Origin of the sequence: Blastomonas sp., assembly GCF_046294995.1 — a bacterium.
In the GTDB taxonomy this organism is placed as follows: domain Bacteria; phylum Pseudomonadota; class Alphaproteobacteria; order Sphingomonadales; family Sphingomonadaceae; genus Blastomonas.
The window spans coordinates 340,268-366,301 of record NZ_JBKBOG010000001.1 but is presented as its reverse complement, the minus strand read 5'-3'; the positions used below and the strand labels follow the sequence as shown (position 1 = coordinate 366,301).

20 protein-coding genes are annotated in these 26,034 nt (G+C 64.5%); 16 read left to right on the top strand and 4 right to left on the bottom strand.

Annotated elements, in window-relative coordinates:
• Positions 1-23 precede the first annotated feature (23 nt).
• Genes ACK4R0_RS01620 through ACK4R0_RS01605 form a run of 4 tightly spaced genes read left to right on the top strand, consistent with a single transcriptional unit; the run spans position 24 to position 5,443 of the window.
• Positions 24-1,400 carry an amidohydrolase family protein gene (locus ACK4R0_RS01620; protein WP_409669231.1) on the top strand — a complete coding sequence of 459 codons (1,377 nt, stop codon included), beginning with the start codon at positions 24-26 and terminating at the stop codon, positions 1,398-1,400.
• 46 nt (positions 1,401-1,446) lie between these two features.
• Positions 1,447-2,697 carry a c-type cytochrome gene (locus tag ACK4R0_RS01615; protein WP_409669228.1) on the top strand — a complete coding sequence of 417 codons (1,251 nt, stop codon included), beginning with the start codon at positions 1,447-1,449 and terminating at the stop codon, positions 2,695-2,697.
• Positions 2,694-3,185, top strand: coding sequence for a (2Fe-2S)-binding protein (locus ACK4R0_RS01610; protein ID WP_409669225.1), 492 nt, complete (start codon positions 2,694-2,696; stop codon positions 3,183-3,185). Before ACK4R0_RS01615 ends, ACK4R0_RS01610 begins: the two co-directional genes overlap by 4 nt.
• 11 nt (positions 3,186-3,196) lie before the next feature.
• Positions 3,197-5,443: a molybdopterin cofactor-binding domain-containing protein gene (locus ACK4R0_RS01605; RefSeq protein ID WP_409669222.1), complete on the top strand. Its 2,247-nt coding sequence runs from the start codon at positions 3,197-3,199 to the stop codon at positions 5,441-5,443.
• Between the two features lie 520 nt (positions 5,444-5,963).
• Here ACK4R0_RS01605 and ACK4R0_RS01600 read toward each other — a convergent pair.
• The 3 genes from ACK4R0_RS01600 to ACK4R0_RS01590 are packed head-to-tail and all read right to left on the bottom strand — an operon-like array spanning position 5,964 to position 9,145.
• Complete coding sequence (locus ACK4R0_RS01600) at positions 5,964-6,374, bottom strand: acyl-CoA thioesterase (protein WP_409669219.1); 411 nt, start codon at positions 6,372-6,374, stop codon at positions 5,964-5,966.
• Between the two features lie 21 nt (positions 6,375-6,395).
• Entirely contained in the window at positions 6,396-7,616 is a 1,221-nt protein-coding gene (locus ACK4R0_RS01595; RefSeq protein ID WP_409669216.1) for a malonyl-CoA decarboxylase domain-containing protein, read from the bottom strand.
• A gap of 29 nt (positions 7,617-7,645) precedes the next feature.
• A complete protein-coding gene (locus ACK4R0_RS01590) occupies positions 7,646-9,145 on the bottom strand; it encodes an AMP-binding protein (protein WP_409669213.1) in 1,500 nt (499 codons plus the stop codon).
• A gap of 264 nt (positions 9,146-9,409) precedes the next feature.
• Here ACK4R0_RS01590 and ACK4R0_RS01585 point away from each other — a divergent pair, with 264 nt between their 5' ends.
• The 11 genes from ACK4R0_RS01585 to ACK4R0_RS01535 all read left to right on the top strand — a co-directional run bounded on the left by ACK4R0_RS01585 (position 9,410) and on the right by ACK4R0_RS01535 (position 23,671).
• Positions 9,410-10,183, top strand: a complete 774-nt coding sequence (locus tag ACK4R0_RS01585) for a GntR family transcriptional regulator (RefSeq protein ID WP_409669210.1) — start codon at positions 9,410-9,412, stop codon at positions 10,181-10,183.
• A 205-nt stretch (positions 10,184-10,388) separates the two neighbouring features.
• Positions 10,389-12,503, top strand: a complete 2,115-nt coding sequence (locus tag ACK4R0_RS01580) for a TonB-dependent receptor (RefSeq protein ID WP_409669207.1) — start codon at positions 10,389-10,391, stop codon at positions 12,501-12,503.
• 41 nt (positions 12,504-12,544) lie between these two features.
• Entirely contained in the window at positions 12,545-13,687 is a 1,143-nt protein-coding gene (locus ACK4R0_RS01575) for a serine hydrolase domain-containing protein (RefSeq protein WP_409669204.1), read from the top strand.
• The gene (locus tag ACK4R0_RS01570; RefSeq protein WP_409669201.1) at positions 13,684-14,451 is read left to right on the top strand and encodes an SDR family NAD(P)-dependent oxidoreductase; all 768 of its coding nucleotides are present in this window, start codon (positions 13,684-13,686) and stop codon (positions 14,449-14,451) included. The genes ACK4R0_RS01575 and ACK4R0_RS01570 overlap by 4 nt, the downstream gene beginning before the upstream one ends.
• Positions 14,451-15,785: an MFS transporter gene (locus ACK4R0_RS01565; RefSeq protein ID WP_409669198.1), complete on the top strand. Its 1,335-nt coding sequence runs from the start codon at positions 14,451-14,453 to the stop codon at positions 15,783-15,785. The genes ACK4R0_RS01570 and ACK4R0_RS01565 overlap by 1 nt, the downstream gene beginning before the upstream one ends.
• Positions 15,786-15,840: 55 nt before the next feature.
• Positions 15,841-16,773 carry a 3-keto-5-aminohexanoate cleavage protein gene (locus ACK4R0_RS01560; protein ID WP_409669195.1) on the top strand — a complete coding sequence of 311 codons (933 nt, stop codon included), beginning with the start codon at positions 15,841-15,843 and terminating at the stop codon, positions 16,771-16,773.
• Positions 16,773-18,839: a hydantoinase/oxoprolinase family protein gene (locus ACK4R0_RS01555; protein WP_409669192.1), complete on the top strand. Its 2,067-nt coding sequence runs from the start codon at positions 16,773-16,775 to the stop codon at positions 18,837-18,839. The genes ACK4R0_RS01560 and ACK4R0_RS01555 overlap by 1 nt, the downstream gene beginning before the upstream one ends.
• The gene (locus tag ACK4R0_RS01550; protein WP_409669189.1) at positions 18,836-20,599 is read left to right on the top strand and encodes a hydantoinase B/oxoprolinase family protein; all 1,764 of its coding nucleotides are present in this window, start codon (positions 18,836-18,838) and stop codon (positions 20,597-20,599) included. Before ACK4R0_RS01555 ends, ACK4R0_RS01550 begins: the two co-directional genes overlap by 4 nt.
• Positions 20,596-21,363 (top strand): SDR family oxidoreductase, encoded by a 768-nt coding sequence (locus tag ACK4R0_RS01545; protein ID WP_409669186.1) that lies wholly within the window; start codon positions 20,596-20,598, stop codon positions 21,361-21,363. The genes ACK4R0_RS01550 and ACK4R0_RS01545 overlap by 4 nt, the downstream gene beginning before the upstream one ends.
• Before the next feature lie 3 nt (positions 21,364-21,366).
• Positions 21,367-21,957, top strand: coding sequence for a carboxymuconolactone decarboxylase family protein (locus tag ACK4R0_RS01540; RefSeq protein WP_409669183.1), 591 nt, complete (start codon positions 21,367-21,369; stop codon positions 21,955-21,957).
• A 388-nt stretch (positions 21,958-22,345) separates the two neighbouring features.
• Positions 22,346-23,671 (top strand): amidohydrolase family protein, encoded by a 1,326-nt coding sequence (locus tag ACK4R0_RS01535; RefSeq protein ID WP_409669180.1) that lies wholly within the window; start codon positions 22,346-22,348, stop codon positions 23,669-23,671.
• A 581-nt stretch (positions 23,672-24,252) separates the two neighbouring features.
• On the opposite strand, the gene ACK4R0_RS01530 is transcribed toward ACK4R0_RS01535, so the two are convergent.
• Positions 24,253-24,978: an SDR family oxidoreductase gene (locus tag ACK4R0_RS01530; RefSeq protein WP_409669177.1), complete on the bottom strand. Its 726-nt coding sequence runs from the start codon at positions 24,976-24,978 to the stop codon at positions 24,253-24,255.
• A 149-nt stretch (positions 24,979-25,127) separates the two neighbouring features.
• Between ACK4R0_RS01530 and ACK4R0_RS01525 the strand changes: the two genes are divergently transcribed.
• Positions 25,128-26,021, top strand: coding sequence for an AraC family transcriptional regulator N-terminal domain-containing protein (locus ACK4R0_RS01525; protein ID WP_409669174.1), 894 nt, complete (start codon positions 25,128-25,130; stop codon positions 26,019-26,021).
• Positions 26,022-26,034: the final 13 nt, after the last annotated feature.

Below are 26,034 nucleotides of genomic sequence, written 5' to 3'. Positions count from 1 at the left end.
CCTTTCGAATCTCCCGGCGCACTGTGCTGGCAGGGGTGGGCGCGTCGGCAGTCGTTCCGATCGGCGCGGTCGCATTGCGTCCGGCCTCGAGCGAATATCTGATCCGGGGTGCCACGGTGTTGACCATGGTGCCGGGTGCCGCTGGGCTTGCCGACCATGATATCCATGTCCGCGACGGAGTGATCGTCGCCATCGGCCAGAATATTACCGCGCCTGCGGCCGCGCAGATCGATGCGCGGGATTCGATCGTTTTGCCGGGGCTGGTCGATACGCACTGGCATCTGTGGACGACGCTGTTGCGCAACCTCGCCGACAACAGCGACGCCAACGGCTATTTTGCCATGACCGGCCGGCTGGGACAGCGTTTCAGTCCGGGTGATATGCGGTTGGCAGCCAAGCTCGCTGCTGCCGATGCGATCGATCACGGGATCACGACCGTGCACGACTGGTGCCACAACATCCGCAGCCCGGAATACGCCCGCGCCGCACTGGCGGGGCTGAGCGAGACCGGGCTGCGGGCGCGGTTTTCCTACGGCGCGACGCGCGAGACGGCGTTTGACCAGCCACTTGATGGCGGTGACTTCGCACGCCTGCACGACAGCTGGAATGAGTGGTCTGCCAATGGTCGCCTTACTCTCGGGATCGGCTGGCGCGGAGTGCTGGCCACGGCGGATGGCAAACCGAAGGCGGTGCCTGATGCGGTCTGGCGCGCGGACCTGGCGCTGGCTCGCGACCGCGGGCTGCCGGTCAGCGTCCATGCCAACAACAGCGCCGCCAATCGTGGGCATATCCGGCGGCTGGCGGAACTGGGCCTGCTCGGAAACGACATGCAGATCATCCACGCGGTCAATGCCGAGAACGACGAGATCGCGACGCTCGCGCGAAGCGGCGCGAGCGTCTCGCTTGCGCCCTCGTCCGAACTTACCGTGGGCTTCGGCGTACCGCCGGTCGCGGCGCTGCAGCGCGAGGGTGTTCTGATTGGAGCGTCGATCGATACCCCCGCCCTGGTGGGCGTGTCGGACTTGCTCCGCGAACTGCGGACGATCCAGGGGCTCGCTAATGCGCAGACCGGCGACGAGATGGCGATGACGCCGCTCGATGCACTGGCGATCGGTACGCGCGAGGGCGCGGCATCCTTGGGGCTTGGCAATATCACCGGGACGCTGAGCCCAGGCAAACGTGCAGACCTGATCGTCGTTCGACGCGATGCGCTGTCGCTGCAGCCGCAGGCGGACCCGGCCACGACGATTCTGCGATCGGTGCGGGCGTCGGATATCACGCTGGTGATGGCCGATGGCGCCATCCTGAAGCAGCACGGCCAACTCACCCGGCTCGACCGCGCAGCGCTTTCGAACGATGTCGCAGAAGTGACTGCCCGGTTGATGCGCGATGCTCGCTGAGCGAGTGACTGGGCGACGCTGGCTGCGTGTCCTGGCATGGGCAGCTTTGGTCCTGCTGGCTGCGCTGGTGATCTATGCGCTTTGGGCGCGCGAACCCGCGATCGCCGCGATAAACCGGCCCAATCCGGCGAACTTCGACCGAAGCGAGATCGCGCGGGGCGCGGCGCTTGCCCGGATCGGCAACTGCGCCAGCTGCCACAGCGTGCCCGGGGGCCGGGTTTATGCGGGCGGCACCCCGATCAAAACGCCGTTCGGCACGATCTATGGCAGCAATATCACCCCCGATCCCGAAACCGGTATCGGCAAATGGCCCTACGAGGCATTCGCGCGATCGATGCGCGAGGGCCTGGGGCGCGACGGATCGCATCTGTATCCGGCATTTCCCTATGATCGCCTACGGCATACCAGCGATGCTGACCTTCGCGCGCTCTATGCTTTCTTCATGACCCGCGACGCTGTGCGCTCCGAGCCGCCGGCCAATGCTCTGATCCCGCCGCTCGGCTGGCGGCCAGTGCTGGCGGGGTGGAAGCTGCTCGCGCTGCCGCGCACCGGCCCGCAAGCACCACTGCCGCAACTCGGGGCACTGTGGGAGCGCGGCCGCTATCTGGGCGAAGGGCTCGCGCATTGCGCCAGTTGCCATTCGCCGCGCGGGCTGTTGCAGCAGGAACTGCGCGAACGCGCGTATGCGGGCGGCTGGTCCGATGGCTGGTATGCGCCGCCGCTCGACGCATCGTCGCCCGCGGTGCGTGAATGGACCGCTGAGCGGCTGTACACCTATTTGACTACGGGGCTCAGCACCGCGCATGCCGCCGCTGCAGGACCAATGGGACCGGTGACGCACAACCTCGCGCGTGCACCTGAGCGCGATGTGCGTGCGCTCGCGACATATTATGCGTGGACGATGCGCAACGCGCGTGCTGCGCGTTCCGAGCCTGTGCTGCCCGACCGCGGCGCGGTCGCGGCCAGAGCGCACCCCGCCGGGGCGGTGTTGTTTCGCGGAGCCTGTGCGGCATGCCACGAACCCGGCGCGCCGATGATGGTTGCGGGGCGCCCCGACCTTCGGCTGGGCAGTCCACTGCACGAGGAAAATCCGCGCGACACCGTGCAGATCATCCTGCAGGGGCTCGAGCCGCCCGTCGAGCCGCACGGGCCTTATATGCCCGCTTATGCCGATACGCTGACCGACAAGCAGATCGCTGCGGTCACCGGCTATATGCGGGCGCGATGGGGGTCTGGGCCCGACTGGGGCGATCTTGAACAGGCGGTGGCCGATGCACGCGCGGAGGGCGGCGAATGATTGAGCTGACGATCAACGGCACCCGCCGCCGCATCGAAGGCGATCCGGCCGAGCCGCTGCTGTATGTGCTGCGCGACGACCTGGGGCTGCATGCCGCCAAGTTCGGCTGCGGGCTGGGCCAGTGCGGTTCGTGCACCGTGCTGGTCGATGGCAGACCGGTGCAATCGTGCATCACACCGATGGCCGCGCTCGAAGGCCGAGAGGTCATGACCGTGGAGGGATTGGGCGACGCCAAGGCCCCCGGGCCGGTGCAACAGGCGTTTATAGACGAGCAGGCGGCGCAATGCGGCTATTGCATCCCCGGCATGATCGCGCGTGCCGAGGCCTTGCTGCGCGCCGATCTGCGTCCAAGCGAGGCTGCTATGCGGACCGCGATGCGGCCATCGCTCTGCCGCTGCGGCACGCATATGCGGATCCTGCGCGCAGTGCGCCGCGCCGCCGTGGCGATGGGCGGCGGCATCGTCGATCCTGCCGAGCCGGTATTATGAGCGGTGGGGTCATGAGCGGTCTGGCGCGCCGGGATGTGCTGCGCGGCGGCGGGCTGGTGGTGCTGTTCGCACTCGCCGGATCCGCTATTGCGCAGGAGGGGGCCACCAGCGGTGGCGGTGAAGGCACCGGTGCGCCGCCTGAAATTGCTCCCGGGCTGCCGGGAAGTCTCGCCGAGTTTCCGCATCTCGATGCGTGGATCCGCATCGCCCCCGATGGCGCGGCGACCGTCTTCACCGGCAAGGCCGAGCTGGGCCAGGGGATCGGCACCGCGTTGCTGCAGATCGCCGCCGACGAGCTCGACTTGCCGCTTGAGCGGGTAACGCTGGTCACTGCCGATACCGGGCGTACTCCCGACGAGGGGATCACCTCGGGCAGCCAGTCGCTGCAGAACAGCGGCACCGCGATCGCCAACGCTGCCGCCAATGTCCGCTATCTGCTCGCCGAACGCGCAGCGCAGTTTTTTGGGGTGGCACTGGACACGCTGTCGACGATCAATGGCGTCGTGCGCACGCGCGATGGACGCCAGGCGAGCTATGGCGAACTGGCGGCATCGCTGTCTTTGCATGTCGAGGCGCGGCCACAGGTGCCCCGCAAGCGCGTCGCCGCGCGCGACCATATTGGCCGCGACCGCCCACGCCGGGACATTCCGCCCAAGTTGACCGGGGTGCCAGCCTATGTCCACGACATGGCGATGCCGGGAATGCTGCATGCGCGCGTCATCCGCGGGCCCGCCGAAGGCACGCGGCTGACCGCGCCCGATCTCGATGCGATAGCGCGCATGTCCGGCGTCGAGCAGGTGGTGCGTGTCGGCGATTTCGCCGCGATGCTGGGCCCGCGCGAATGGCCGCTGGTACAGGCGATGCTGGCGGTCGGGCGGATACCATGGGCGCGCAGCGAAGCGCCGCTGCCCGGCGGCGATCTGCGCGACATGATCCGCGCCTTGCCGACCCAGCCCGATGTGATCCTGTCGCGCGACGCTGCTACGCTGCCCGCCGTCCGGCGTATCGCCGCGCGCTATGATCGCCCCTATCTGATGCACGGCGCGATCGGGCCGTCCTGCGCGGTCGCGCTGTGGAAGGATGGCGAGATGACCGTGTGGACACACAGCCAAGGCGTCTATCCGCTGCGCAATGCGCTCGCCGAACTTCTCGACCTGCCCCCCGAGCGCATCCGTTGCATCCACCGCGAAGGCGCCGGTTGCTACGGGCATAACGGTGCCGACGATGTCGCTGCAGACGCCGCGCTCGCCGCGCGCGCGGTGCCCGGTCGACCCGTGAAGCTGACCTGGACCCGCGAACAGGAGCATGGTTGGGAACCGCTCGGCCCAGCGATGGTGACCGAGGTTTCGGCGGGGGTGGATGCCAATGGCCGCATCGCCGAATGGACTCATCAGGTGTGGAGCAGCACCCACAGCACCCGTCCGTCGCAGGCAGGCGACCTGCTCGCCGGGCTGGAAGTCGGGCGCGGATTTACGCCGTCACCGCCGCGCGCGATCCCGCAGCCCAATGGCGGCGGCGATCGCAACGCCATCCCGCTCTACAGATTGCCGCGCGCGACGATCACCAACATGTTCGTTCCGCAAATGCCGGTGCGGGTATCGGCGCTGCGCGGCCTGGGTGCGCACATGAACGTGTTCGCGATAGAAAGCATGATCGACGAACTGGCGGCGGTGGCCAAAAGCGATCCTGTCGCGTTTCGATTACGGCATTTGTCGGACCCGCGCGCAATCGCAGTGATCCGCACCTTGGCCGATCGGTTCGGTTGGGCGCGCCTGCCGCGCGAGCGCTGGCGCGGCCAGGGTTTCGCCTTTGCGCGCTACAAGAACAGCGGCGCCTATTGCGCTGTGGCGATCGACCTGCGCGTCGAGCCTGAAACCGGCGCGACCACGGTGTTGCGCGCGGATGCTGCGGTCGATGCCGGCGAGACCGTCAGCCCCGATGGCCTGCGCAACCAGATCGAGGGCGGCATCGTCCAGTCGATCAGCTGGACCGCGCACGAGGAGGTGCGCTTTGAGCCCGCGCGCCGCACTGCCTTCGACTGGAGCAGCTATCCGATCTTGCGCTTCGATTCCGTGCCACAGCGAATGGCCGTGCACATCATCGATCGTCCCGGCCAGCCCTTTCTGGGCGCAGGCGAAGCGTCGCAGGGACCTTCGGCGGCAGCATTCGCTAACGCCGTTGCGCGCGCGACCGGGCAGCGTCTGAGATCAATGCCGTTGACGGCCGAGCGTATCCGGCAGGCGCTTGCCGCGCGGTAGCCGATGCCGATGCTGGTGTAAGGTTGGTTCGCAGCGCCAGCGACGTTGACAATGCATCAGACAGGCTGCGGCGTGCAACACGCTGGATGTCGGTTCCTAGCCCCACTTGCCATTCGACCTATCGCAAGGGAACGGCAGGAACGTCCCTAGACCTTCCGGCAGCAGTCGACCCAACAATGGTCATTTGAAGGTGGGTTTCGCAAAGACTGCTTTCGGCGGCACCGGCCATCAGTCTCGCTTGAGCTTGCCTGACCACAATGTGCGCCAACGACGGTATTTGGCGCCTTCCAACAGCATTGCGGGCGTTGGCCAGCAGTAATCTTGACGTTTGATGCATGCCAATTCGCGCTCGGTCTTTCTCCTTGAACGAGCCTGCGGTCTGGGAAGGCTGGAAATATCTAATCTGATGGCTTTGTCGGTCACAAGGGTCCACGCAGCACCGGATATCAGCGGCTTGATCTGCAGGTCCCCCTCCATTGGCCTTCCGGCTTAGCAAAATTCCAGGGATGTGCCGACGAGATCAAGCAACCAGATACGCTTCACAGCTTGTGAGAAAATAGTCGGGTAGCGGTACCGATTTGCGCGCGACAAGGTCGAATCTTACCGTGGTTGCCGTCAGAACTGCGTGCTCGACCTCGCCATCCGGGCCTGTCATGACGTGCTGGGTGACGATTGAACTGCGCCCGGTGCGGACAACTCCGCTGCGGATGAGCAGCAGGGCGCCGATGGCGACCTCGGCCTTATAGTCGATCGAATGGTTCACGTCCGCCCAGCCCAACTCAGTATGCCTTGTCGGCCGATCGCCCAGTGCGTGCATCAGATGATAGGATGCGACATCGAACATCTCGACATAGCGAAAGGTCGTTAGGTGGCCCATCTGGTCGCAAAGCCAGGGGAATGCGACTCCGCGATAGGTTTCGATCATCGGCATCGGTACTTCTCCTGAGGGGGGTTATATGAGGTTTGTCTTGACCCAGGGCAGCGTCCAGCGCCGTGCAGGGGCAGCTGTTGCTGCTATCAACGCGTCGACTTCGGGCGACCGCGCTACCTCCCCGTGCGCTGAAAAGCGTTCGTGGTTGGCCACCAGATCCTGCGCGCGATAGAGGTAGTTGACCATCATGCCTGCACTTTGCGCCAGGCCTTTGGCCGACATATCGGCATCGCTGTTGATCCTCCACAATTCGGCGCCGTTGCCGAGATGGAACGCAGCCACCGGATCGCGCGGCTTGCCGGGGGTCCCATCGGGTTGAACGCCGGTGAGATACAATGCACACAAACGCCGGGGGTCATCACCGTCGTGCGCCAGGTTGCGGCCGCCAGCATCGAGCCAGCGCACCAGGCCCGGGATCGGCGACAGGGTCGCGAAAACCGATAGCGAGGGGTATTCCGCCTTCAGGTCTGCGACGATCTGCTTGATCAGGAAATTGCCGAACTGCAGGCCACGCAGCCCCGGCTCGCAATTGCTGATGGAATAGAAGATGGCCGTGCTTGGCCGGTCGGGCGTGGTGCGGCTCGGTGGATGATCGAGCAGAGGTGCTATCGCGCAGCTAATCTGGTCGGTGAGCGCCACCTCGACGAAAATCAGCGGTGTATCGGGCAGCGCCGGATGGAAAAAGCCGTAGCAGCGCCGGTCGCCCTCGGTCCTGCCGCGCAGATCGGACCAGTCCGCGATAGTATGGACTGCCTCGTGCTCAATCAAACGCTCAAGCAGTCTTGCCGGACTGTCCCAGGTTATCGGCCTGAGCGTCAGAAAGCCCCGGTTGAACCATGATGCGAGCAGGTGCCTGAGGTCGGCTTCCAGCGGAGCCAGCGCAGGGCATTGCGCGATCTCGCGCAGCAACCTGGCTCGCCAGGCGACCAGATGCCGTGTGCCGCCGGGGGCCGCATTCAGACGCCGCAAAAGCTCCTGGCGGCGCGGTTCGGCGCGGATGCTCAGCTGCGAGGCATGCACCGCATTCGGCCGCTTCATCCATTGATCGATGCTCGCGGCAAGCAAGGCCGGATCCGGGCCCAGATTTTCGATCAACCAGAGACTGTAGGCCTGCTCGGTTTCGTGATCGAGCATGGCCAGGGCCCGGGCCAGTCGCGTCGCGGTCAACGTTCCCTGGGTCTCGCCGCAGCTCTCCAACAGGCTGAGCGACAGCTGCTGCGCCGTACGGAGCGGGTCCGGCACCGGTTTCGCACAGCCTGCAAACCCCAGGCTCAGGCGCACAGGTCGAACTGCCCGGCGTGCACGCGGCGCAGTTCGGCTTTCTGCACCTTCCCCATCGCATTACGGGGCAACGCTGGTGCAAACACCACTGCCTTGGGCAGCTTGAATCCGGCAAGGTGCGGGCGCAGCCGGTCGATGATCTCCGGGCCGGTAAGATTGGCTCCGGCCCTCAGGCATACCACCGCCAGCACCGCCTCGCCGAAATCGGCATGCGGCACGCCCACGACCGCGACATCGCCGATCTCGGCCATCGCTTCCAGCAGCGTCTCGATCTCAATCGGGTAAATGTTCAATCCGCCCGAGATGATCATGTCCTTGTCGCGGCCGACGATGCGCACGACGCCATCGTCATCGATCGAGGCGATATCGCCGGTGATGAAATACCCGTCGTCGCGAAACTCCTCGCGGGTCTTTTCCGGCATCTGCCAGTATCCACCGAACAGGCTGTCGCCGCGCACTTCGAGCACCCCGGTCGCGGCACCGCCGGCGATACGGACCCTGTATCCGGGCAAAGGCTGGCCGACCGCGCCGGGCAACCGGGGCCCGTCCAGCGGGTTGGAGCAGATGATGCCGCACTCGGTCATCCCGTAGCGTTCCAGAATATCGTGCCCGGTCCGCTCTGCGAACGCGGTGAACGTGGCAGGTGTGAGCGGGGCGGACCCGCTGACGAACAGCCTGACATTGGCGGTCGCCTCGCGGGTCAGGCCGGGGCTTGCCAGCAAGCGGGTGTAGTGAGTGGGGACCCCCATGAACACGGTCGCGTCATCGAGCCGCTGCAGCACTGCGTCAGCATCGAAAGCGGGAAGAAGGTCGATCCGCCCCCCAGCCAGCAACAATGGGTGCATCGCGATAAACAGCCCGTGAATATGGTAAAGGGGGAGCGCATGCAGCAGCCTGTCGTCGGCACTGATGCCCCAGACTTCCGCCAGATCTCGCGCATTTGCTAGCAGGTTGCGCTGTGACAGCATCGCGCCCTTGGACCGTCCGGTTGTGCCAGAGGTATAGACGATCGCCGCCAGGTCGTCTGGCGAGGCAGGCGGCGGGGGCAAAGCGACGTCCGAGGGTGTGGCTTGCAGCCATGACCCTTCGCCAACAGCGCCCAGAGTGCGCACCGTGACGGCCGTCGGGATGCAGGCCGAAGCAACCAGCGCCGCTTCGTCGGCTGGCGCGCAGATGAAAAGCGAAGGACCCGCGTCGCGCAGGAAATAGCCGACCTCATCGGCACGATAGGCATCGTTGAGCGGCAGATAGACCGCACCCAGCCGCAGGCACCCCAGATAGAGCATGACCAGATCGAGCGACTTGGGCGACTGCACCGCGACCCTGTCCCCCGGCGCAACGCCCAGCGCGATCAATCGCAGCGCGAGATCGTCCATGGCTGCACACAACTGGTGCCCGGTAAGTTCACGGTCGTCCTGGCTGATCAGCACCCGGTCTGCGGCGCGATCGAAGGCTGCGATCAGCGCCATACTCAAGCTTTGTACGGTCATATCGCTGCGGGCTCCTGCTGAGGGACATGGCGCTGCCGGAACTATCGACTGCCACGCAGAAACAAGGTGTACGGCTGCCGATGGGCCGGAGTCAAGGTGTTCGCTTCAAATCGTCGACGATAAGCCTCTCAACGCTGATTGATTTGGCACTCAGTTAGCTTATTGTCGACGATAATGTGCTTCTGATCGATTGAAGCCCCCGCTGGTGATCAGCACGTCGCTGGGGTACCAGAGCATATTGTCGACAATCCACAGGGGCACGAGATGAAGAAGACCACCACAGGCGAAACGAGGGCAAAGGCCAAGGCGGTGTCGAAGAAGCCCAGAGCGCAGCGCCCCAAAGTGCCGGTCCGGCCCTTCGGTGCATCCAAGTTAACTGCCGGAGGCGAGCTCAAGATGTCTCTCGTCGAGCGCGTCTACCAGACGCTGATGGCGGCGATGGACCGCGGCGAACTGGCGCCCGGAAGCAGGATCATAGCGGCCGAGGTGGCGCAGCAGCTTGATCTCAGCCGTGCGCCGGTGCGCGAGGCGCTGGCGGTTCTCGCAGGCCAGGGGCTGGTCGAACTGCTACCCGATCGCGGCGCGGTCCTGCGCCCGATGGAGCAGCACGATCTGGCCGAGATGTACGAGGTGCTCGCCCCGATTGCGGCACTAGGGCTCAAGGCTGCGGCCGCACGCGCGCAGGAGGGCGACAACCCGGCGCTGATCCGCGCGGCGATGGCGGCGATCGGTGACGCCGCCGCAAAGCCTGCTGAGGGTGTGGCCTTTTTCCAGGCGTTGAACAACTTTCACTATGTGGCGAACGCTATCGCGCAAAAGCCCTATGTCGATTTCGTGATGCGTATGATGCAGATCGAATACTGGAACCGCCTGCTCGTCGCAGCCATCGATCTCGACGTCCATGCTCCGCAATATGTCAGAAACTATCAACGTCTTACCGACGCGTTGCTGGAGCGCGACTCGCGCAGCGCAGAGGCCGTTATCCTTCACCATGTCGACTGGTGTGTCCGACTCCTGACTCCAGCAGAAGCACTTTAACATCAATGATCGTCGACGATAAATGGCTATAATGACAGGGATTTGAACATTAAATGACAAATCGTCGACGATTACCTTGATTATCGTTTTGGCCTGTGTCTACACTGCGTCACGGCGAGGCAAACATGCCGGAGCCCGTGGACAGCAAAAGGGGACGATCATGGTCAGCCAATTCGCATCGATGCGGGGCGCTTCTGCAATGGCAATGGCAATCGCCGTCGCATCTCCCGCAGCCTTCGCCCAAGAGGCGGCGCCGGCTGCTGGCCCGCGTGCTTCGGGCTATGACGACGAGATCATCGTCACCGCAACGCGCACAGGCGAAACCCGGCTGCAAGACACGCCCCTGGCAGTAACTGCGGTCAGTGCCGAAACGCTCGACCGTGCCGGGATCAAGGATATTCGGGATCTCGTGTCGCTCGCGCCGGGTCTTCAGGTCACCCAGAACGCCACCTTTTCGCAAGTCTACATCCGCGGTATTGGCTCAAACAATGTCTTCGGCGGGTCGGACCCATCGTCGACGATGCACGTCGACGGCATCTACATGGCGCGGCCCGGCAGCTACCTGAGCAACTTTCTGGATGTCGAGCGCATCGAGGTGCTGCGCGGCCCGCAGGGCACGCTGTATGGCCGGAATTCGGTCGGCGGAACGATCAACGTCATCAGCCGCAAGCCCGACGACGTGATGCGCGCCCGCGCCCAGCTTACCTATGGCAATTACGACTTCATGCGCGCCGAAGGCTATGTCAGTGGCCCTGTCGTTCCCGGCAAGATCGCAGCCTCCTTCTCTGTGCTGCGTTCGAAGCGGGATGGTTTCCTGGCCAACGCGGTTCCCGGTGTCGGCGATATCGACGATGAAGACACCATCGGTGGGCGCGCACAGCTGCGTTTCACCCCCAACAGCCGGATCGACCTCGTGCTGCGCGCCGATTATCTGCATTCGGACGATGCGCTCGGCGGCTATGTCAAAATGCTCCAGCCGACCACCGATCCGGTGGCCAACAGCGTGCTCGGCGATTTCCGCACCGTGGCGCTCAACATCCGGTCGGGTTCGGATCGCACCCAATGGGGTGTGTCGAGTGATCTGAGCTACGATCTGGGCGGCGCAACGCTTCATTCGCTCACCGGCTATCGCACAAACCGGCTCCAGCAGGTCGGCGATACCGACGGCACCGCGCTCAACGTGCGCCGCACCGACCAGTTCGAAGGCCAGCGCCAGTTCTCGCAGGAGTTGAACCTGTCGGGCACCCTGGGCGATCTGTCGTACATCCTGGGCGTCTATTATTTCGACGAGAACATCCAGGTGGACTCGTCGGTCACCACCTTTGCGAGCAACGTGCGCGCCAACTTCGCTCCGGTGATCGAGACCGCTGCGGTAGCAGGTTTTGTGCAGGCCAATTACGCACTCACTAATCGGCTCAGCCTGACCGCAGGCGCGCGCTATACCCGCGAGCGCAAGCGCTTCGACCAGACCGCCAGCCAGTTCTTTGTGACGACCGGCGGTTTCCGGCCCGGCTTCCCCGAAACCTATCAGCTGCGCGATGTGTATTCGGCCTGGACGCCCAAGGTGGGCATCGAGTTTCGGCCTGCAGACGACGTGCTGGTCTATGCCTCGGCAACCAAGGGCTTCAAATCGGGCGGCTTCAACTTCTCGAGCCGCAACGTCAACCAGGGGTTCGATCCGGAGACCCTGTGGAGCTACGAAGCAGGCGTGAAACTGGAGCTGTTCGATCGGCTTTGGCGCGTCAACGGCACCTATTTCCATTATGATTACACCAACCTGCAGGTCCAGGCGTTCCTGTCGCCGGGCGTGATCGACATCACCAACGCGTCCGATGCGACCGTTGACGGGGTCGAGATTGAATCGTTGCTCCGTCCAGTTCAGGGCATCCAGATCGGCGCAAACCTCGCGTATCTCGATGCTGTCTATAAAAACTACACTACCGCGCTCGCACCCGGCAACGTCGTGTTCGATGCTTCGGGCAACCGGCTCAACCTCGCGCCCAAATGGGCCTACTCGGCGTTCGTCGATCTCGATCTTCCGGTCGGCAACGGTTCGATCATCGGGCGCGCCGAATACAGCCATCGCGGCCGCCAGTTCTTCACTGCAGGCAATGTCGGGCTCGACCAGCAGTCGCCCTATGGCCTGATCAACGCCAGCCTGGGCTATGATTTCGGCGACAGCGGCTTTCGCGTGATGCTGTTCGGACGCAACCTAGCCGACAAGGAATATGTCACCAGCACCGCAAGCTTCGCCTCGGGAATCGTCGGACGCGTCGGCGAGCCGCGCACCTACGGCATCCGTCTCAGCGCCGCATACTGATGGTGTATCTATCCTTGCGCAGCCAGAGTGAACAACCGACGATGACCTCTCCGATCGAAGTGCCCATCTCGGGTCATTGCGACCCCGAATTTTCCGCAGTCCGCGACGCGTTCGAAACGAACTTTCGCGAGCGTGGCGAGCGCGGGGCAGCTGTGGCGGTGTATCGCGGCGGCGTGGCATGCGTCGATCTGTGGGGGGGCTGGGCCGACAAGACTCAGACCCGCCCGTGGGCGCAGGATACCATCGTGTGCATGATGTCGGTCGGCAAGGGCATGGCGGCTCTGTGCCTGTGGATGCTCGCCGACCGCGGCGCGCTCGATATGGACCGCCCGGTGGCGCATTACTGGCCCGCGTTCGCCGGCGGCGGCAAGGCAGCGATCACCGTGCGCACGCTGATCACCGGCAAGGCGGGCCTGTTGTTCGCCGATTCCGCGCCCGACGGCGCAGGGCTCGACTGGGAAGCGATGATCCAGGCCTATGAGCAGCAGGTTCCCGAATGGGAGCCCGGCACCGATCATGGCTATCACAGCTTCAGTGCGGGATATCTGCTCGGTGAACTGGTCCGCCGGATCGACGGTCGCCGGCTCGAACGTTTCTTCGACGAGGAGGTGGCCCAGCCACTCGGCGTCGATTATGGCTATGGAACGCGCGGCGCATCGGACGACCGGGTCGCCGATGTCATCGCCAATCCGGACAGCCACACCTTCGTCCAGACGCGTGACCGCACCACCAAGCTGGGCCGGGCATGGAAGCAGCGTCCGCCATCGGACGATCCCTATAACGATGCCGCATATCGCGAGGGCGTGATGCCATCGAGCAACGGGCACGGCAATGCCCGATCGGTGGCGAAGGTCTACGCCGCCCTGGCCTGCGGTGGCACGCTCGATGGGGTGAAGCTGGTTTCGCCGCCGACGATCGATGCGATGCGCAGCGAGTCCTGGTTCGGTACCTGCGCGATGACCGACCGGGTGTTCCGCTATGGCCATGGCTTCTTCCTCAACGAACCCCAGATGTCGCCGATGGGCGGCAATCCGCGCAGTTTCGGCCATCCCGGAGCAGGCGGTGCGCTCGGCTATGCTGACCCGGAAAACCGGATATCGTTTGGCTACAGTCCTTCGTTCATGTGCGCCGGCGGCGGACTCGGCGAACGCTGCGCGGCGCTGAGCGCGGCGGTGTACGCATGACCGGTCGTTTTGAAGGCAAGGTGGCGTTGGTCACCGGTGGCAGCTCGGGCATAGGCGAGTGCGTGGCGCGCGCGCTGGCCGCCGAGGGCGCCGAGGTTGCAATTCTCGCCAGCTCTTCGCTGGACAAGGCGCACGCGGTCGCAAGTTCGATCGTCGCAGCGGGCGGCAACGCGCGCCCCTACAAGGCCGACGTGCGCGACGCCGCCGCGATGAACGCGCTGATGGCCGGTGTCGAAGCCGATCTTGGCGGGCTCGATCTGCTCGTCAATGCAGCAGGGGTTTTCTACGCGACCCCGGTCGGTGCCACCGATGGCAGCGATGCCGCGCGGATGATCGACATCAATGTTACCGGTTTGTGGAACAGCATCGCGGCGGCGACCCCGCTGATGCAGCGCAGGGGTGGCGGCAGGATCGTCAACTGCGCCTCAACCGCGGCGATGATCGGGATCAACAGCCACGCGCTCTATTGCGCGAGCAAGGCTGCGGTTGTGATGATGACCCGCGCGCTGACCGCAGAGCTTGCTCCGATGAACATTGCTATCAATGCGGTCGCGCCGGGTAACACCGCGACCCCTATGAACGAGGACGTGCGCAACAACGCCGAGGCGATCGCCGCGATGCAGGCGATGACGCCGAGCGGTGTCGCGTTCAGCGATGCCGATGCGATCGCCGGTGTGATCCTGTTCCTGCTCTCTAACGAGGCGCGTGCGGTGCACGGCGCGACATGGCTCGCCGATGAAGGCATTTCGGCGGCGATCGGCTGATGCATTCGGCATCACCTCGTCTGGCGCAGCCATCGTCGGTCATCGGAGGATGGTACCCGTGGTACGTCGCGGGGCTGCTGGCGGTGGCGCATCTGGTGTCGTTCGTCGACCGGTTCGTGCTCAGCCTGGTGATGGAGCCGCTCAAGCTCGATCTGGGCATCTCGGACACCGAACTGGGATTGCTCCAGGGCACCGGCTTCGTCATCCTCTATGTTGTCGTTGCGGTCCCGCTCGGGCGGATGGCCGATCAGGTCAACCGGCGCAATCTGATCGTCGTGGGCATCGTGCTGTGGAGCATCGCGACTGCCTTGTGCGGTCTGGCCGACAGCTTCGGCTCGCTGTTCCTCGCACGGCTTGGCGTGGGCTTTGGCGAAGCCGCTCTGGTGCCTGCCGCGATGTCGCTGCTCGCCACCTATTTTCCCAAGGAAAAGCTTGGCCGGGCGGTCTCGCTGTTCACCACCGGAGCATCGCTCGGCAAAAGTGCCGCGATGATCGGCGGCGGCGCAGTGCTGGCGTGGCTGGTCGTGCAGGGTGGCCTCGCGCTACCGGTAGTCGGTCAGCTCGCACCATGGCAGGGCACCTTCGTGATCATGGCGCTTCCAGGTTTCGTGCTCGCACTCGTCATTGCACTGACCTTGCGCGAACCCAAGCGCGCGCCTGCTGCCGATCCTCTTGCCAAACCCGGCTTTGGACCGGCAATCGCACATGCCAAGGCGCATCGCAGCGCCTATATTCCGCATGTTGCCGCCTCGGTCACCGTTGTCCTGCTCATACAGACCATCGCTGCGTGGAGCGCGACCTTCTACGTTCGCCTGTTCGACATGACGCCATCGCAGGCGGGTTTGCTGGTGGGCAGCGTCATTCTGGTCGCGGGGCCGCTGGGGCATCTCAGCGGGGGTTGGCTCACCGACCGGTTTGCACGCAACGGCGCGCCGTCTCCGGCCGCTCCGGTGATAACGATCGCGCTGCTCGGGGCGATCCCGGCCACGCTGGTGTTCGCGTTCAGCCGCGATGTCACGACCTCGGTCATCGCTTATGGCCTGCTCAATTTCTCGCTGACGCTGGGTTCGCCCGCCTCGCTCGCAGGGGTGCAGATGCTCACCCCGCCTGCGATGCGCGGAGTGGTGACGTCTGTGTTCCTCGCCATCGTGACGATGGTGGGGATCGGCTTCGGCCCGCCTTTGGTCGGGGCGATCACCGACTTCGTGTTCGGCGACCCCGACAGTCTCAATCTCTCGCTGCTCGCGATGGTTCTCGTCGTCGCGACATTCGGCGCAACCATGGCCATGGCCAGTCGAACGGCGTTCGGCCGGACGATGCGCGCGCTCGAATAGTCCTTCGCGGCACCGCTCGCCGCCCATGCCTTCTAGACACAATTGGAGCCAATCGATGAAACGTACCGGTAAGGCGATCATCACCTGTGCAGTCACGGGATCGATCCACACCCCCAGCATGTCACCCTATCTCCCGGTTACGCCCGACGAGATCGCGCTACAGGCGATCGAGGCGGTCGAAGCGGGAGCTGCGGTGCTGCACCTTCACGCGCGCGATCCGATCGACGGCCGGCCATCCCCCGATCCTGCGCTGTACATGCAGTTCCTTCCGCGGATCAAACAGCAGACCGATGCGATCATCAACATCACCACCGGCGGCGCGCCGGGGTTCAGCGAGGACGACCGGATGGCGGGGCCGCTCGCCGCCAGCCCCGAGATGACCTCGCTCAACATGGGTTCGATGAACTTCGGCTTCTGGCCCCTTGCCGACAAGTTCGACTGGAAGCACGAGTGGGAACGCGAACTGATGCTGGGCAGCAAGCGCTTCCCCGCCAACCACAATTTCGCTCTGATCGAACGGATCATGACCGAGTTGGGCGAGGGCCACGGCACCCGCTTCGAGTATGAATGCTACGATATCGGCCATCTCTACAGCGTGAAGCACTTTGCCGACCTCGGCCTGATCAAGCCGCCGTTCCTGATCCAGGGCATCTTCGGCATTCTGGGCGGTCTGGGCGCTGATCTGGAGAATTTCTTCCTGATGAAGCAGACTGCCGACCGGTTGTTCGGCGATGATTACATCATGTCGTGCTTTGCTGTCGGACGCCCGCAGATGAAGTTTCTCGCGCAATGTGCGCTCGTGGGCGGCAGCGTCCGCGTCGGGCTGGAAGACAGCCTTTACATCGGCAAGGGCGAACTCGCGGTCAGCAATGCGCAGCAGGTGCGCAAGGTCCGCCAGATCCTCGACGCGCTCGATATCCCGATCGCCACCCCCGAGGAGGCACGCGAGATCCTGGGTACCAAGGGCGGGGACAGGGTAGCTTTCTGATGCGCTTTGCAACCGATACCGGCGGGACGTTCACCGACCTTGTCGTCGAGGAAGACGATGGCACGATCACGCTGCACAAGGCGGCGACCACCCCGTCCGATCCGGTGGCAGGCGTGCTCGACGCGCTACGCGTCGCCGCCGATGCGCGCGGCCTGACGCTGGCCGACCTGCTCGCGCGCGGCGACAGCTTCATCCATGGCACCACCCACGCGATCAACGCAATCATTCAGGGGCGCACCGCGCGCACCGCGCTGATCGTCACCCAGGGCCACCGCGACATGCTGCTGTTCCGCGAGGGTGGAAGGGCAGAGCCGTTCAACCATGCGCACGCCTATCCGCAGCCATACGTGCCGCGCGCGCTGACCTTCGAGGTGCCCGAAAGGATCATGGCGGGCGGCAAGGTGCTGACCGTGCTTGATGAAGCGGCCACCGCAAAGGTGCTCGATCAGATTGCCGCCGCCAATGTCGAAGCGATCGCGGTTTCCCTGCTGTGGTCGACGGTCAACCCGGCCCATGAGAACCGCATCGGCGCAATGATCGCGGCGCGCTTCCCCGACATGCCCTACAGTCTTTCGCACAGCGTCAACCCCACGCTGCGCGAGTTTCGCCGCGCCTCATCGGCTGCGATCGATGCCTCGCTCAAGCCACTGATGGGCGCGTATCTCGGCAGCCTCGAAGCGCGACTGGCCGAAGCCGGCTTTGCCGGGCGCGTCATGGTGCTGACCAGCGCAGGCGGCATGGTCGACGCGCGCGAAGTGGCTGCGCAACCCATCTCCGCGATCAACTCGGGTCCCTCGATGGCCCCGGTGGCCGGGCGCCACTACGCCTTGCGCGAAGGCGGTTTCGACAATGCGATCATCGCCGATACCGGCGGCACCACCTACGATATATCGATCATCGCCGAAGGCCGCGTCGCTATGACCCGCGATCTGTGGATCGGCGAGCCGTATCGCGGGCATCTGGCGGGCTATCCTTCGGTCGAGGTGAAAAGCGTCGGCGCGGGCGGGGGCAGCATCGCGCGTGTTGATGCCTCGGGCCTGCTGCACGTCGGTCCGCAAAGCGCGGGCGCGATGCCGGGCCCGGTCTGCTACCAGCGCGGCGGCACCTTGCCCACGGTCACCGATGCGTGCGTGGTACTGGGCTATCTCGACCCCGATTTCTTCCTTGGCGGCAAGATGCAGCTCGACGCCGCCGGCGCGCGCCGCGCGATCGAGGAGCACATTGCTGCGCCGCTTGGCGTATCGGTCGAGGATGCCGCGTGGTCGATCGTCGATCTGGCCACCGAAGCGATGGTGCAGGCGATCCAGGACCTTGTCGTCAATCAGGGCATCGACCCGGCCCGCGCGGTGCTGATCGGCGGCGGCGGGGCGGCAGGCCTCAACTCGACCTTTATCGCGCGGCGGCTGGGCTGTCCGCGGCTGCTGATCCCCGAGACCGGCGCAGCGATGAGCGCGGCAGGCGCGATGATGTCGGACATTACCGCCGAGTTCGCCGCTACGGTGCACAGCAACACCGCGCGCTTCGACAGCGACGTTGTCGGCGCTGCGGTGGCCGGTCTGGCGGCGCGCGCCGCCCGGTTCATCGAACGATCGGGCAGGCCGGGCGAAACGCACTTCATCGCCGAGGCCCGCTACGAGGGCCAGGCTTGGGAGATCGACGTGCCGTTGCCCGACGCCGACTTCGCCAGCTCAAGAGCGATCGCGGATTTCCGCACGCGGTTCGAGGCAGAGCATCTGCGGCTGTTCACTATCGTCGACCCGGCGTCGGACATCGAACTAATCGGTTTGCGCGCACGCGTCCAGTGTTCTGCACGCGATGGCGTGTCGGACTTCCGGCTCGCCATGGCAGAGGCCCAGCCGCGCGCAACGGGGACGCGCAACGTGTATTTTGCCGGCAGCGGCTGGTCGCAGACGGCCGTGTGGCGGCTCGAGGCGATCCCGCCCGACCACAGGATGGACGGCCCCGCGATCGTCGAATCCGATTTCACCACCATCGTCGTCGACCCCGGCTCGCGCTTCTGGCGCTCGGTACCCGGCGCGATCCTGATCGAGGAACGCCCGCAATGACTTCGCCCAGCTTCAACGGCGCGCAAATGGCTGTCCTGCGCAGCCGCCTCGATGGCGTGGTGCGCGCGATGTCGAACACGCTGCTGCGCACCGGGCGATCCGGTGTGCTCAACCGCGCGCGCGACTTCTCGTGCTGCATCCTCACCCACGACGGCGAATTGATCACCGCCGCCGACAGCCTGCCGATCCATGTGCTCTCCGGGCCCGATCTGATGGTCAAGTCGGTGAAGGACTTTCACCCGGTGCAGCGGCCGGGCGATGCGTTCCTGCACAATTCGCCCTATCACGGCTGCTCGCACCCCGCTGATCTCTCGGTGATCGCGCCGGTGTTCGATCCCGAAGGGCGGCACCGCTTCACCTTGCTCGCCAAGGCGCACCAGGCCGATATCGGCAACTCGCAGCCCACGACCTATATGGGCGAGGCGACCGACGTCTATAACGAGGGCGCGCTGATCTTCCCCGCGGTGCAGGTGCAGCGCGACTGGCAGGACATCGACGACATCATCCGCATGTGCAAGGTGCGCATCCGCGTGCCGCACCAGTGGCACGGCGATTATCTCTCGACCGTCGGCGCGGTGCGCGTCGGCGAACGCAATCTTACCGCCTTGGCCGAAGATATCGGCTGGGACCTGCTCGAGGCGTTTGCCGGGCAGTGGTTCGATTATTCCGAAGCGCGCATGGTCGAGGCGATCGTGGCGCTTCCCGCAGGTCAGGTTAGCGGCAGTTCAACGCACGATCCGTTCCCGGGCCTTCCCGCCGAGGGCGTCAAGATCACCTCGCACATCACCGTCGATCCGGCAGCGGGCCGGGTGACGGTGGACCTAGCCGACAATCCCGATTGCATGCCCTGCGGGATGAACCTGTCCGAAGCCTGCGCGCGCACCGCCGCGATGATCGGGGTGTTCAACAGCATCGATTATCAGGTGCCCAAGAACGCCGGCTCGTTCCGGCGGATCGACGTGCTGCTTCGCGAAGGGTGCATCGCGGGCATCTCGATCCATCCATTCTCCTGCTCCGCCGCCACCACCAACATCGCCGATCGCGTCGCCAATTCGGTTCAAACCGCGCTTGCGGGGCTGCAGGATGGGATCGGCATGGCCGAGGTCGGCGCAGTGATCGCGCCATCGGCGGGCGTGGTCTCGGGGATCGATCCGCGCAGCGGCAAGGCCTTCGTCAACCAGGTATTCCTCGGCATGAGCGGCGGGGCTGCGAGCCCCGGCGCCGATGCGTGGTGGACCGTGGGGCATGTCGGCAACGCCGGGCTGTGCTGCATCGACGGTGTCGAGCATGCCGAGATCGTACAGCCGATCCTCGTCCACCGGCGCGCGTTCGTTCCCGACAGCGAAGGCGCGGGCCGCACCAACGGTGCACCATCGACCGTCATCGAGTTCGGACCCGTGGGCGGTGCGATCGACATCGGCTATCTGTCCGACGGCCATGTCAACGCGCCGGTCGGCGTGCGCGGCGGCGGAGCCGGCGGCGGCGCGGACCAGCATATCATCCATGTCGATGGCAGCAGCGAGCGGCTCGCCGCCTGCGCTCAGGTGCATGTCGAGGACGGCGAGCGCGTGCTGGCGGTGTCGTGCGGCGGTGGCGGCTACGGATCACCCTTCGAGCGCCCCGCCGAGACGGTGCTGCGCGACATGGCCGAAGGGCTGATCAGCGCCGACCGGGCGCGGACCATCTATGGGGTCGTCGCGCTGCCGGACGGGAAGATCGACAGCGCTGCGACACAGGACTTGCGGGAGCAACATACATGAATAATCCATCGGCACCGGTCAGGCACGCGGTGGTCACGGCAGGCGCGGCAAACATCGGCCTTGCGATCGCTTATGTCTTTGCCGACGCGGGCTGGAAGGTCAGCATCTGCGATGTCGATCAGGCCGCGCTCGACGGCGCGTGTGACGGACATCCCGGGTTGACGGGATACTGCGTCGACGTCGCCGATCCGGCTGCGGTCGACGCTTTTGCCGCAACGATGGGGCCGATCGATGTGCTGGTGAACAACGCAGGCGTAGCAGGGCCGATCGGCGGGATCGAGACCAACGCGCCCGATGACTGGGCGCGCTGCTTTGCAGTCAACGTGCAGGGCGCGTTCCAGATGATCCGCGCAGTGGTGCCCGGGATGAAGAATGCCGGCAGCGGGGCGATCATCAACATCTCCACTGCCTCGGCGGTCACCGGGCTGCCCGGTCGCACCGCCTATGTCGCGTCGAAATGGGCGCTGGAAGGGATGACCCGTAATCTGGCGCGCGAGCTTGGCCCCGATGGCATCCGCGTCAACGCGATCCGCCCCGGCTTCATGGATACCGAGCGGATGCGGATGCTGATGGGACGTGCCGCCGAGACGCGCGGGGTTGCGGTCGCCGAGGTCGAGGCCGAGGCACTTGGCTTCATCTCGCTCAGGACCAAGATTCAGCCTTCGGAAATCGGCGACATGGCGCTATTCCTGGCATCGGATGCGGCGCGGCACGTCACCGGACAGATCATCGGCGTCGATGGCAACTGTGAATGGGAAGGTTGAACCATGGCACGCATCCGGTCACTGACCCTCGACGAACTCGCCGCCCGCGGCATCGACACCAGTCCGTTTCTCGCCGATTTTGCAGAGCTTCCTGGAAGCATCGCAACGCTGGGCTACCGGCCAGACATCCTGCAGGCGACCTTGGGCCTGTGGACCGCTGTCATGGGCGCTGGGCGGGTCCCTGCTGATCTCAAGTACATGGCAGGCTATCTCGCCAGCAAGGCAGCTGGCTGCCAGTATTGCTCGGCGCACACCGCCAGCAATGCGGCGAACAGCGGTGCGTCGGTCGAAAAGATCGGAGCGATCTGGGATTACGAGCGCAGCGCTCTGTTCTCTGCGTCCGAGCGCGCGGCACTCAGCTTTGCGGTGCTTGCCGGTCAATCACCCTCGGGCGTCACCGACCAGACGATGGAGCAACTGGCCGAGCACTTCGATGAAGAGCAGATCGTTGAACTTCTTTCCGTCGTCGCGCTGTACGGCTTTTTCAACCGTTGGAACGACAGCCTCGCTACCACGCTTGAAGCGACACCACGTCAGTTCAGCGAGGCCAATCTCGCCGGCCAAGGGTGGAGCATCGGCAATCACTCGGCCTGACGTACGAGACCGCGCAATCTGCTGGATACAGCACATCGCCGCGCGAGCGGCCGCCTCGTACGAAACCAGTCATTTGCTCGCGTCTTCCTAACCGGCAGTTTTGTCCCAGAACCTGCCAACTGGACACCCCGAAGCGGACGGTCGGTAATGCGCCCTCGAACGCGACGCTATATTGGACAGGCGGTAACAAGGCGGGCTGGCGCGCGGTTTCGTTCGCCGGGGTGCCTGCGCCATCCGACGCGCCTGAGCATGGCAAATTTTGCTTTGAGTTGCGGCCTGAAATGTCATGATGTCGACATCAGCGATTACTTAGATCATCTCTTATCGTCAGGGTGGGGAAATGATGCTGCAAAACAATCGGTTCGCGACGGGCGGGACATGTCGCTTCGTGCGCAATCTGATGGCATTGCTTGCCTTCGCGCTCGCAGCTCCCTTGTCGGCGCAGGATGCTGCCTCCGGTGAAGCCCTTTTTACGCAAGTCCGGGTGTTCGATGGCACCTCTGAAACGCTCTCACCGCCGACCGATGTACTCGTGCGGGGCAACGTCATCGCTGCGATCGGCCAGGATGCAGGCGCGACCGCTGTCGATGCGGTGGTAATCGACGGGCGCGGGCACACGCTGATGCCCGGGCTGATCGACAACCACGTACACATGATGTTCAACTCGCTCACGCCGGCCCAAATGTCCGCTCCGGACATGGGATTGGACAAGGTTATGCAGCTTTCGGCCGGTCAGGCCCGGGCGATGCTGCTGCGCGGATTCACGTCAGTGCGGGATGTTGGCGGACCTTCTTTCGAGCTGAAGCGGCTGATCGACAGCGGCAAGATCATGGGCCCGCGCATATGGCCGTCCGGGCCGATGATCTCGCAAACTTCGGGCCATGCCGACTTGCGCGGCCCGAATGAACCTTCGCGCCGCTTTACCGGCAAAGTGCCGCTCGCCGAACAGTTCTGGGCGAGCGTCATCGCCGATGGTCGGCCCGAAGTGCTGACCGCGGTGCGCGAGAACCTGCGGCTGGGGGCGAGCCAGATCAAGATCTCGGCCGGCGGGGGGACCAGTTCGGAATATGATCCGCTCGACGTTACCCAATACACGCTCGACGAGATGAAAGCCGCAGTTGATGCTGCGGATGATTGGAATACTTATGTCACAGTCCATGCCTATCACCCAAAGGCGGTGCGCCGTGCGATTGAAGCCGGGGTAAAGGTGATCGAGCATGGCAATCTGCTCGACGAGGATACGCTGACGCTGATGGCGGAAAAGGGCATATGGCTGTCGGGTCAGATGCTCGTCGATTCCACCGCGGCGATGGATCCCCGGCGGCGCGAAAAGCGCAAGCCCATCATCGAAGGCCAACGGATCGTCTGGCCGCTGGCCAAGCGGCTTGGGGTCAAGTTGGCCTGGGGCACGGACTTCCTTTTCGAGCCCGACCTGAATGAACAGCAGAACGCCTATCTGCTGCGCTTGAAGCCGCATTTCACTCCGGCCGAACTGCTGCGGCTTGCTACGGGCGCCAACGCCGAACTGCTGGCACTGTCAGGTCCGCGTTCGCCCTATCAGGGACGGCTTGGCGTGGTCGAGGTGGGCGCGCTCGCCGATCTTATCCTGGTCAATGGCGATCCGCTGGCCAACATCGACCTGATCGGCGATCCCGAGCGCAATTTCACGGTGATTATGAAGGACGGCATAATCGTGAAGGGCGCCAACCAATGATCGCTCGGCATTGCCTGGTCGGCCTTTGTGCCGCCGCCGCGTTTGGTCGCTCCTGCTGCCGCGCAGGAAAGTGACGACTTACATGTCCCTGATGGCGGGGCGCAAGTCACGGTGTATGGCTGGCTGGCCGGTGCCAGCGGCGAACTCACGCCCTTCGCAGACGCTCCGACAATCGCCTTCGACGATCCCTTCGGCGAGGTGCCAGACGACGTTGATGCGGCGTTCTTTGCCAGCGGACAGTACCGCAAGCATTCGCCTTGCCCCCCACATACAGCCATTGGATGCCCTTCAGCTGCATACCTAAAAGCCGGGATGCCGTCGGAGCGCCAGCCTGTCGGAGGCAGGACGAACCTTGTTTGCCACCTCCCGCCAACGGCGCAGCTCGACGAACGACGCTGATCGTTTGCGTAAGTATCTTGCGCGATTCGGGCTGAGCTTCGATCGGCCGCTGGTTGACAGGTGACCAGAGTTGGGCCGGTTGCAGACGGGCGGTTCTTCGCGTGTCCGAACTCGCCGCCTAAGGCCCCATTTGGAGACTGCTCCCAGCGCTCCGAATGGCGGCCCAACGATGCTCGTGCGGACTACATGTTTGCAGCGGTGGGGCGCACAATCACTTCATTTACGTCGACGCCTTCCGGCTGTTCCAACGCATAGCGGATCGCACGCGCGATCGCGTCGGGGGTTAGAGATTTTTGGCGCCAGCCCTTAAGAGCTTCGGCAACTTGCGGGTCTGTGATGTCATTGCCCAGTTCCGTCGCAACCACGCCGGGTGAGATGACCGTGGCGCGTATATCGTCGTGTTCCTGTCGCAGGCCTTCTGTGATCGCCCAAACTGCATATTTGGTCGCGCAATATACTGCTCCTGTTGGGACCACGAGGTGCGCGCCGATCGATGCGACATTGATCACATGCCCGGCACGCTGCGCGACGAAGCGCGGCAGCACTGCCGCAATGCCATTGAGTACGCCATGGATGTTGACGTCAATCATCCGCGTCCATTCTTCCCGCTTCAGCGCAGCGAGGGGCGATAGCGGCATGATGCCGGCATTGTTCACCAGCACATCGATGCGACCGAACGTCGCTTCTGCCGCATCGGCAAAGGCGTTGAAACTGACGGGATCGGTCACGTCGAGAGGGCCCCATGCGACCTGCTCTCCTAGCTCTTCCGCGAGCGCCTGAAGCCGGTCGGTCCGGCGCGCGCCGATAAACAGGTTGGCGTTTGTCGCGGCCAGTTCTCGCACCGTGGCTTCCCCGATGCCGCTGGATGCGCCGGTGATAAGAATAGTCTTGCTGCTTAGCCCGCTCATGGTCGTTCCTTTCCGTTCGAATTGATGAGCCGACATTGCCGGATTTGTACGGAACCACGTTAGATTGATCGGCCGGGAGTTTTGCCTGATTCTCCGAATTGCGCTAACCGGCCTTGCAGATGCACACGGAACCGGGAATTCATGACAGCATGAGAACGATCCCTGATCTCGCAGCTTCGATCCTCAAGCATGCGCCGCCTTCCGGCATGGGCGGAACAGCTGTGCCCGGCCTCTCCGTCATCCGCGAGGATCGGCCGACCGTTCCTGTCCCGTCGGTCTACGAAGCCTCGCTTTGCCTCATCGCCCAAGGTGCAAAGCGTGTCTCGCTGGGCGATCACAGTGTTGTCTATGACACGTCGCGCTATCTGCTGGTTTCCGTCGACCTTCCGCTCGTCGGGCATGTGATCGAGGCGAGTCCGGATGCGCCCTATCTGTGCTGCAAGATCGACCTCGACATGGGCGCACTGGCCGACATCATAATCGCTGAGGGCGCCTCAACACCGAAAAGCCATTTGCCGGTGCTCGCTGTCTATCCATGTGAGCCCGACTTGGTGGACGCGGTCTGCCGATTGGCGGGATTGCTTGACAGGCCCGAGAGCATCAGCGCCCTAGCGCCGCTGATCCAGCGCGAAGTGCTGTATCGGCTCCTCCACGGGCCGCACGGCCCCTTGATCCGCCAGATGTCTGCGGCGGACAGTCATCTGAGCCAGATTAGCCGGGCCATCGCCACTATCCGGCAAAGTTTCCACAAGCGGTTGCGGATCGACGAGATTGCGCAGGCGGCCGGGATGAGCGCATCATCGCTTCACTCGCACTTCAAGGCCATTACGCGCGTCACGCCGCTCGAATACCAGAAGCACCTTCGACTACACGAAGCCCGGCGGCTGATGGTGGCGGAGGGGAGTACCGCCGGAGACGCAGGGTTTGCGGTGGGTTATGAGAGCCAGTCACAGTTTAGCCGCGAGTATCGGCGCCTCTTCGGAGCGCCGCCACGCCAGGACGTCGAGCGGCTCCAAAACGCAGACAATCTGGAATCGGTCTAGGCTAGGGTCAGGA

Coding starts and splice junctions, on each gene's coding strand:
- ACK4R0_RS01610 (WP_409669225.1), top strand. CDS start 2,694: ATGATTGAGCTGACGATCAACGGCACCCGCCGCCGCATCGAAGGCGAT.
- ACK4R0_RS01605 (WP_409669222.1), top strand. CDS start 3,197: ATGAGCGGTCTGGCGCGCCGGGATGTGCTGCGCGGCGGCGGGCTGGTG.
- ACK4R0_RS01600 (WP_409669219.1), bottom strand. CDS start 6,374: ATGCCGATGATCGAAACCTATCGCGGAGTCGCATTCCCCTGGCTTTGC.
- ACK4R0_RS01590 (WP_409669213.1), bottom strand. CDS start 9,145: ATGACCGTACAAAGCTTGAGTATGGCGCTGATCGCAGCCTTCGATCGC.
- ACK4R0_RS01585 (WP_409669210.1), top strand. CDS start 9,410: ATGAAGAAGACCACCACAGGCGAAACGAGGGCAAAGGCCAAGGCGGTG.
- ACK4R0_RS01580 (WP_409669207.1), top strand. CDS start 10,389: ATGGCAATCGCCGTCGCATCTCCCGCAGCCTTCGCCCAAGAGGCGGCG.
- ACK4R0_RS01575 (WP_409669204.1), top strand. CDS start 12,545: ATGACCTCTCCGATCGAAGTGCCCATCTCGGGTCATTGCGACCCCGAA.
- ACK4R0_RS01570 (WP_409669201.1), top strand. CDS start 13,684: ATGACCGGTCGTTTTGAAGGCAAGGTGGCGTTGGTCACCGGTGGCAGC.
- ACK4R0_RS01565 (WP_409669198.1), top strand. CDS start 14,451: ATGCATTCGGCATCACCTCGTCTGGCGCAGCCATCGTCGGTCATCGGA.
- ACK4R0_RS01560 (WP_409669195.1), top strand. CDS start 15,841: ATGAAACGTACCGGTAAGGCGATCATCACCTGTGCAGTCACGGGATCG.
- ACK4R0_RS01555 (WP_409669192.1), top strand. CDS start 16,773: ATGCGCTTTGCAACCGATACCGGCGGGACGTTCACCGACCTTGTCGTC.
- ACK4R0_RS01550 (WP_409669189.1), top strand. CDS start 18,836: ATGACTTCGCCCAGCTTCAACGGCGCGCAAATGGCTGTCCTGCGCAGC.
- ACK4R0_RS01545 (WP_409669186.1), top strand. CDS start 20,596: ATGAATAATCCATCGGCACCGGTCAGGCACGCGGTGGTCACGGCAGGC.
- ACK4R0_RS01540 (WP_409669183.1), top strand. CDS start 21,367: ATGGCACGCATCCGGTCACTGACCCTCGACGAACTCGCCGCCCGCGGC.
- ACK4R0_RS01530 (WP_409669177.1), bottom strand. CDS start 24,978: ATGAGCGGGCTAAGCAGCAAGACTATTCTTATCACCGGCGCATCCAGC.
- ACK4R0_RS01525 (WP_409669174.1), top strand. CDS start 25,128: ATGAGAACGATCCCTGATCTCGCAGCTTCGATCCTCAAGCATGCGCCG.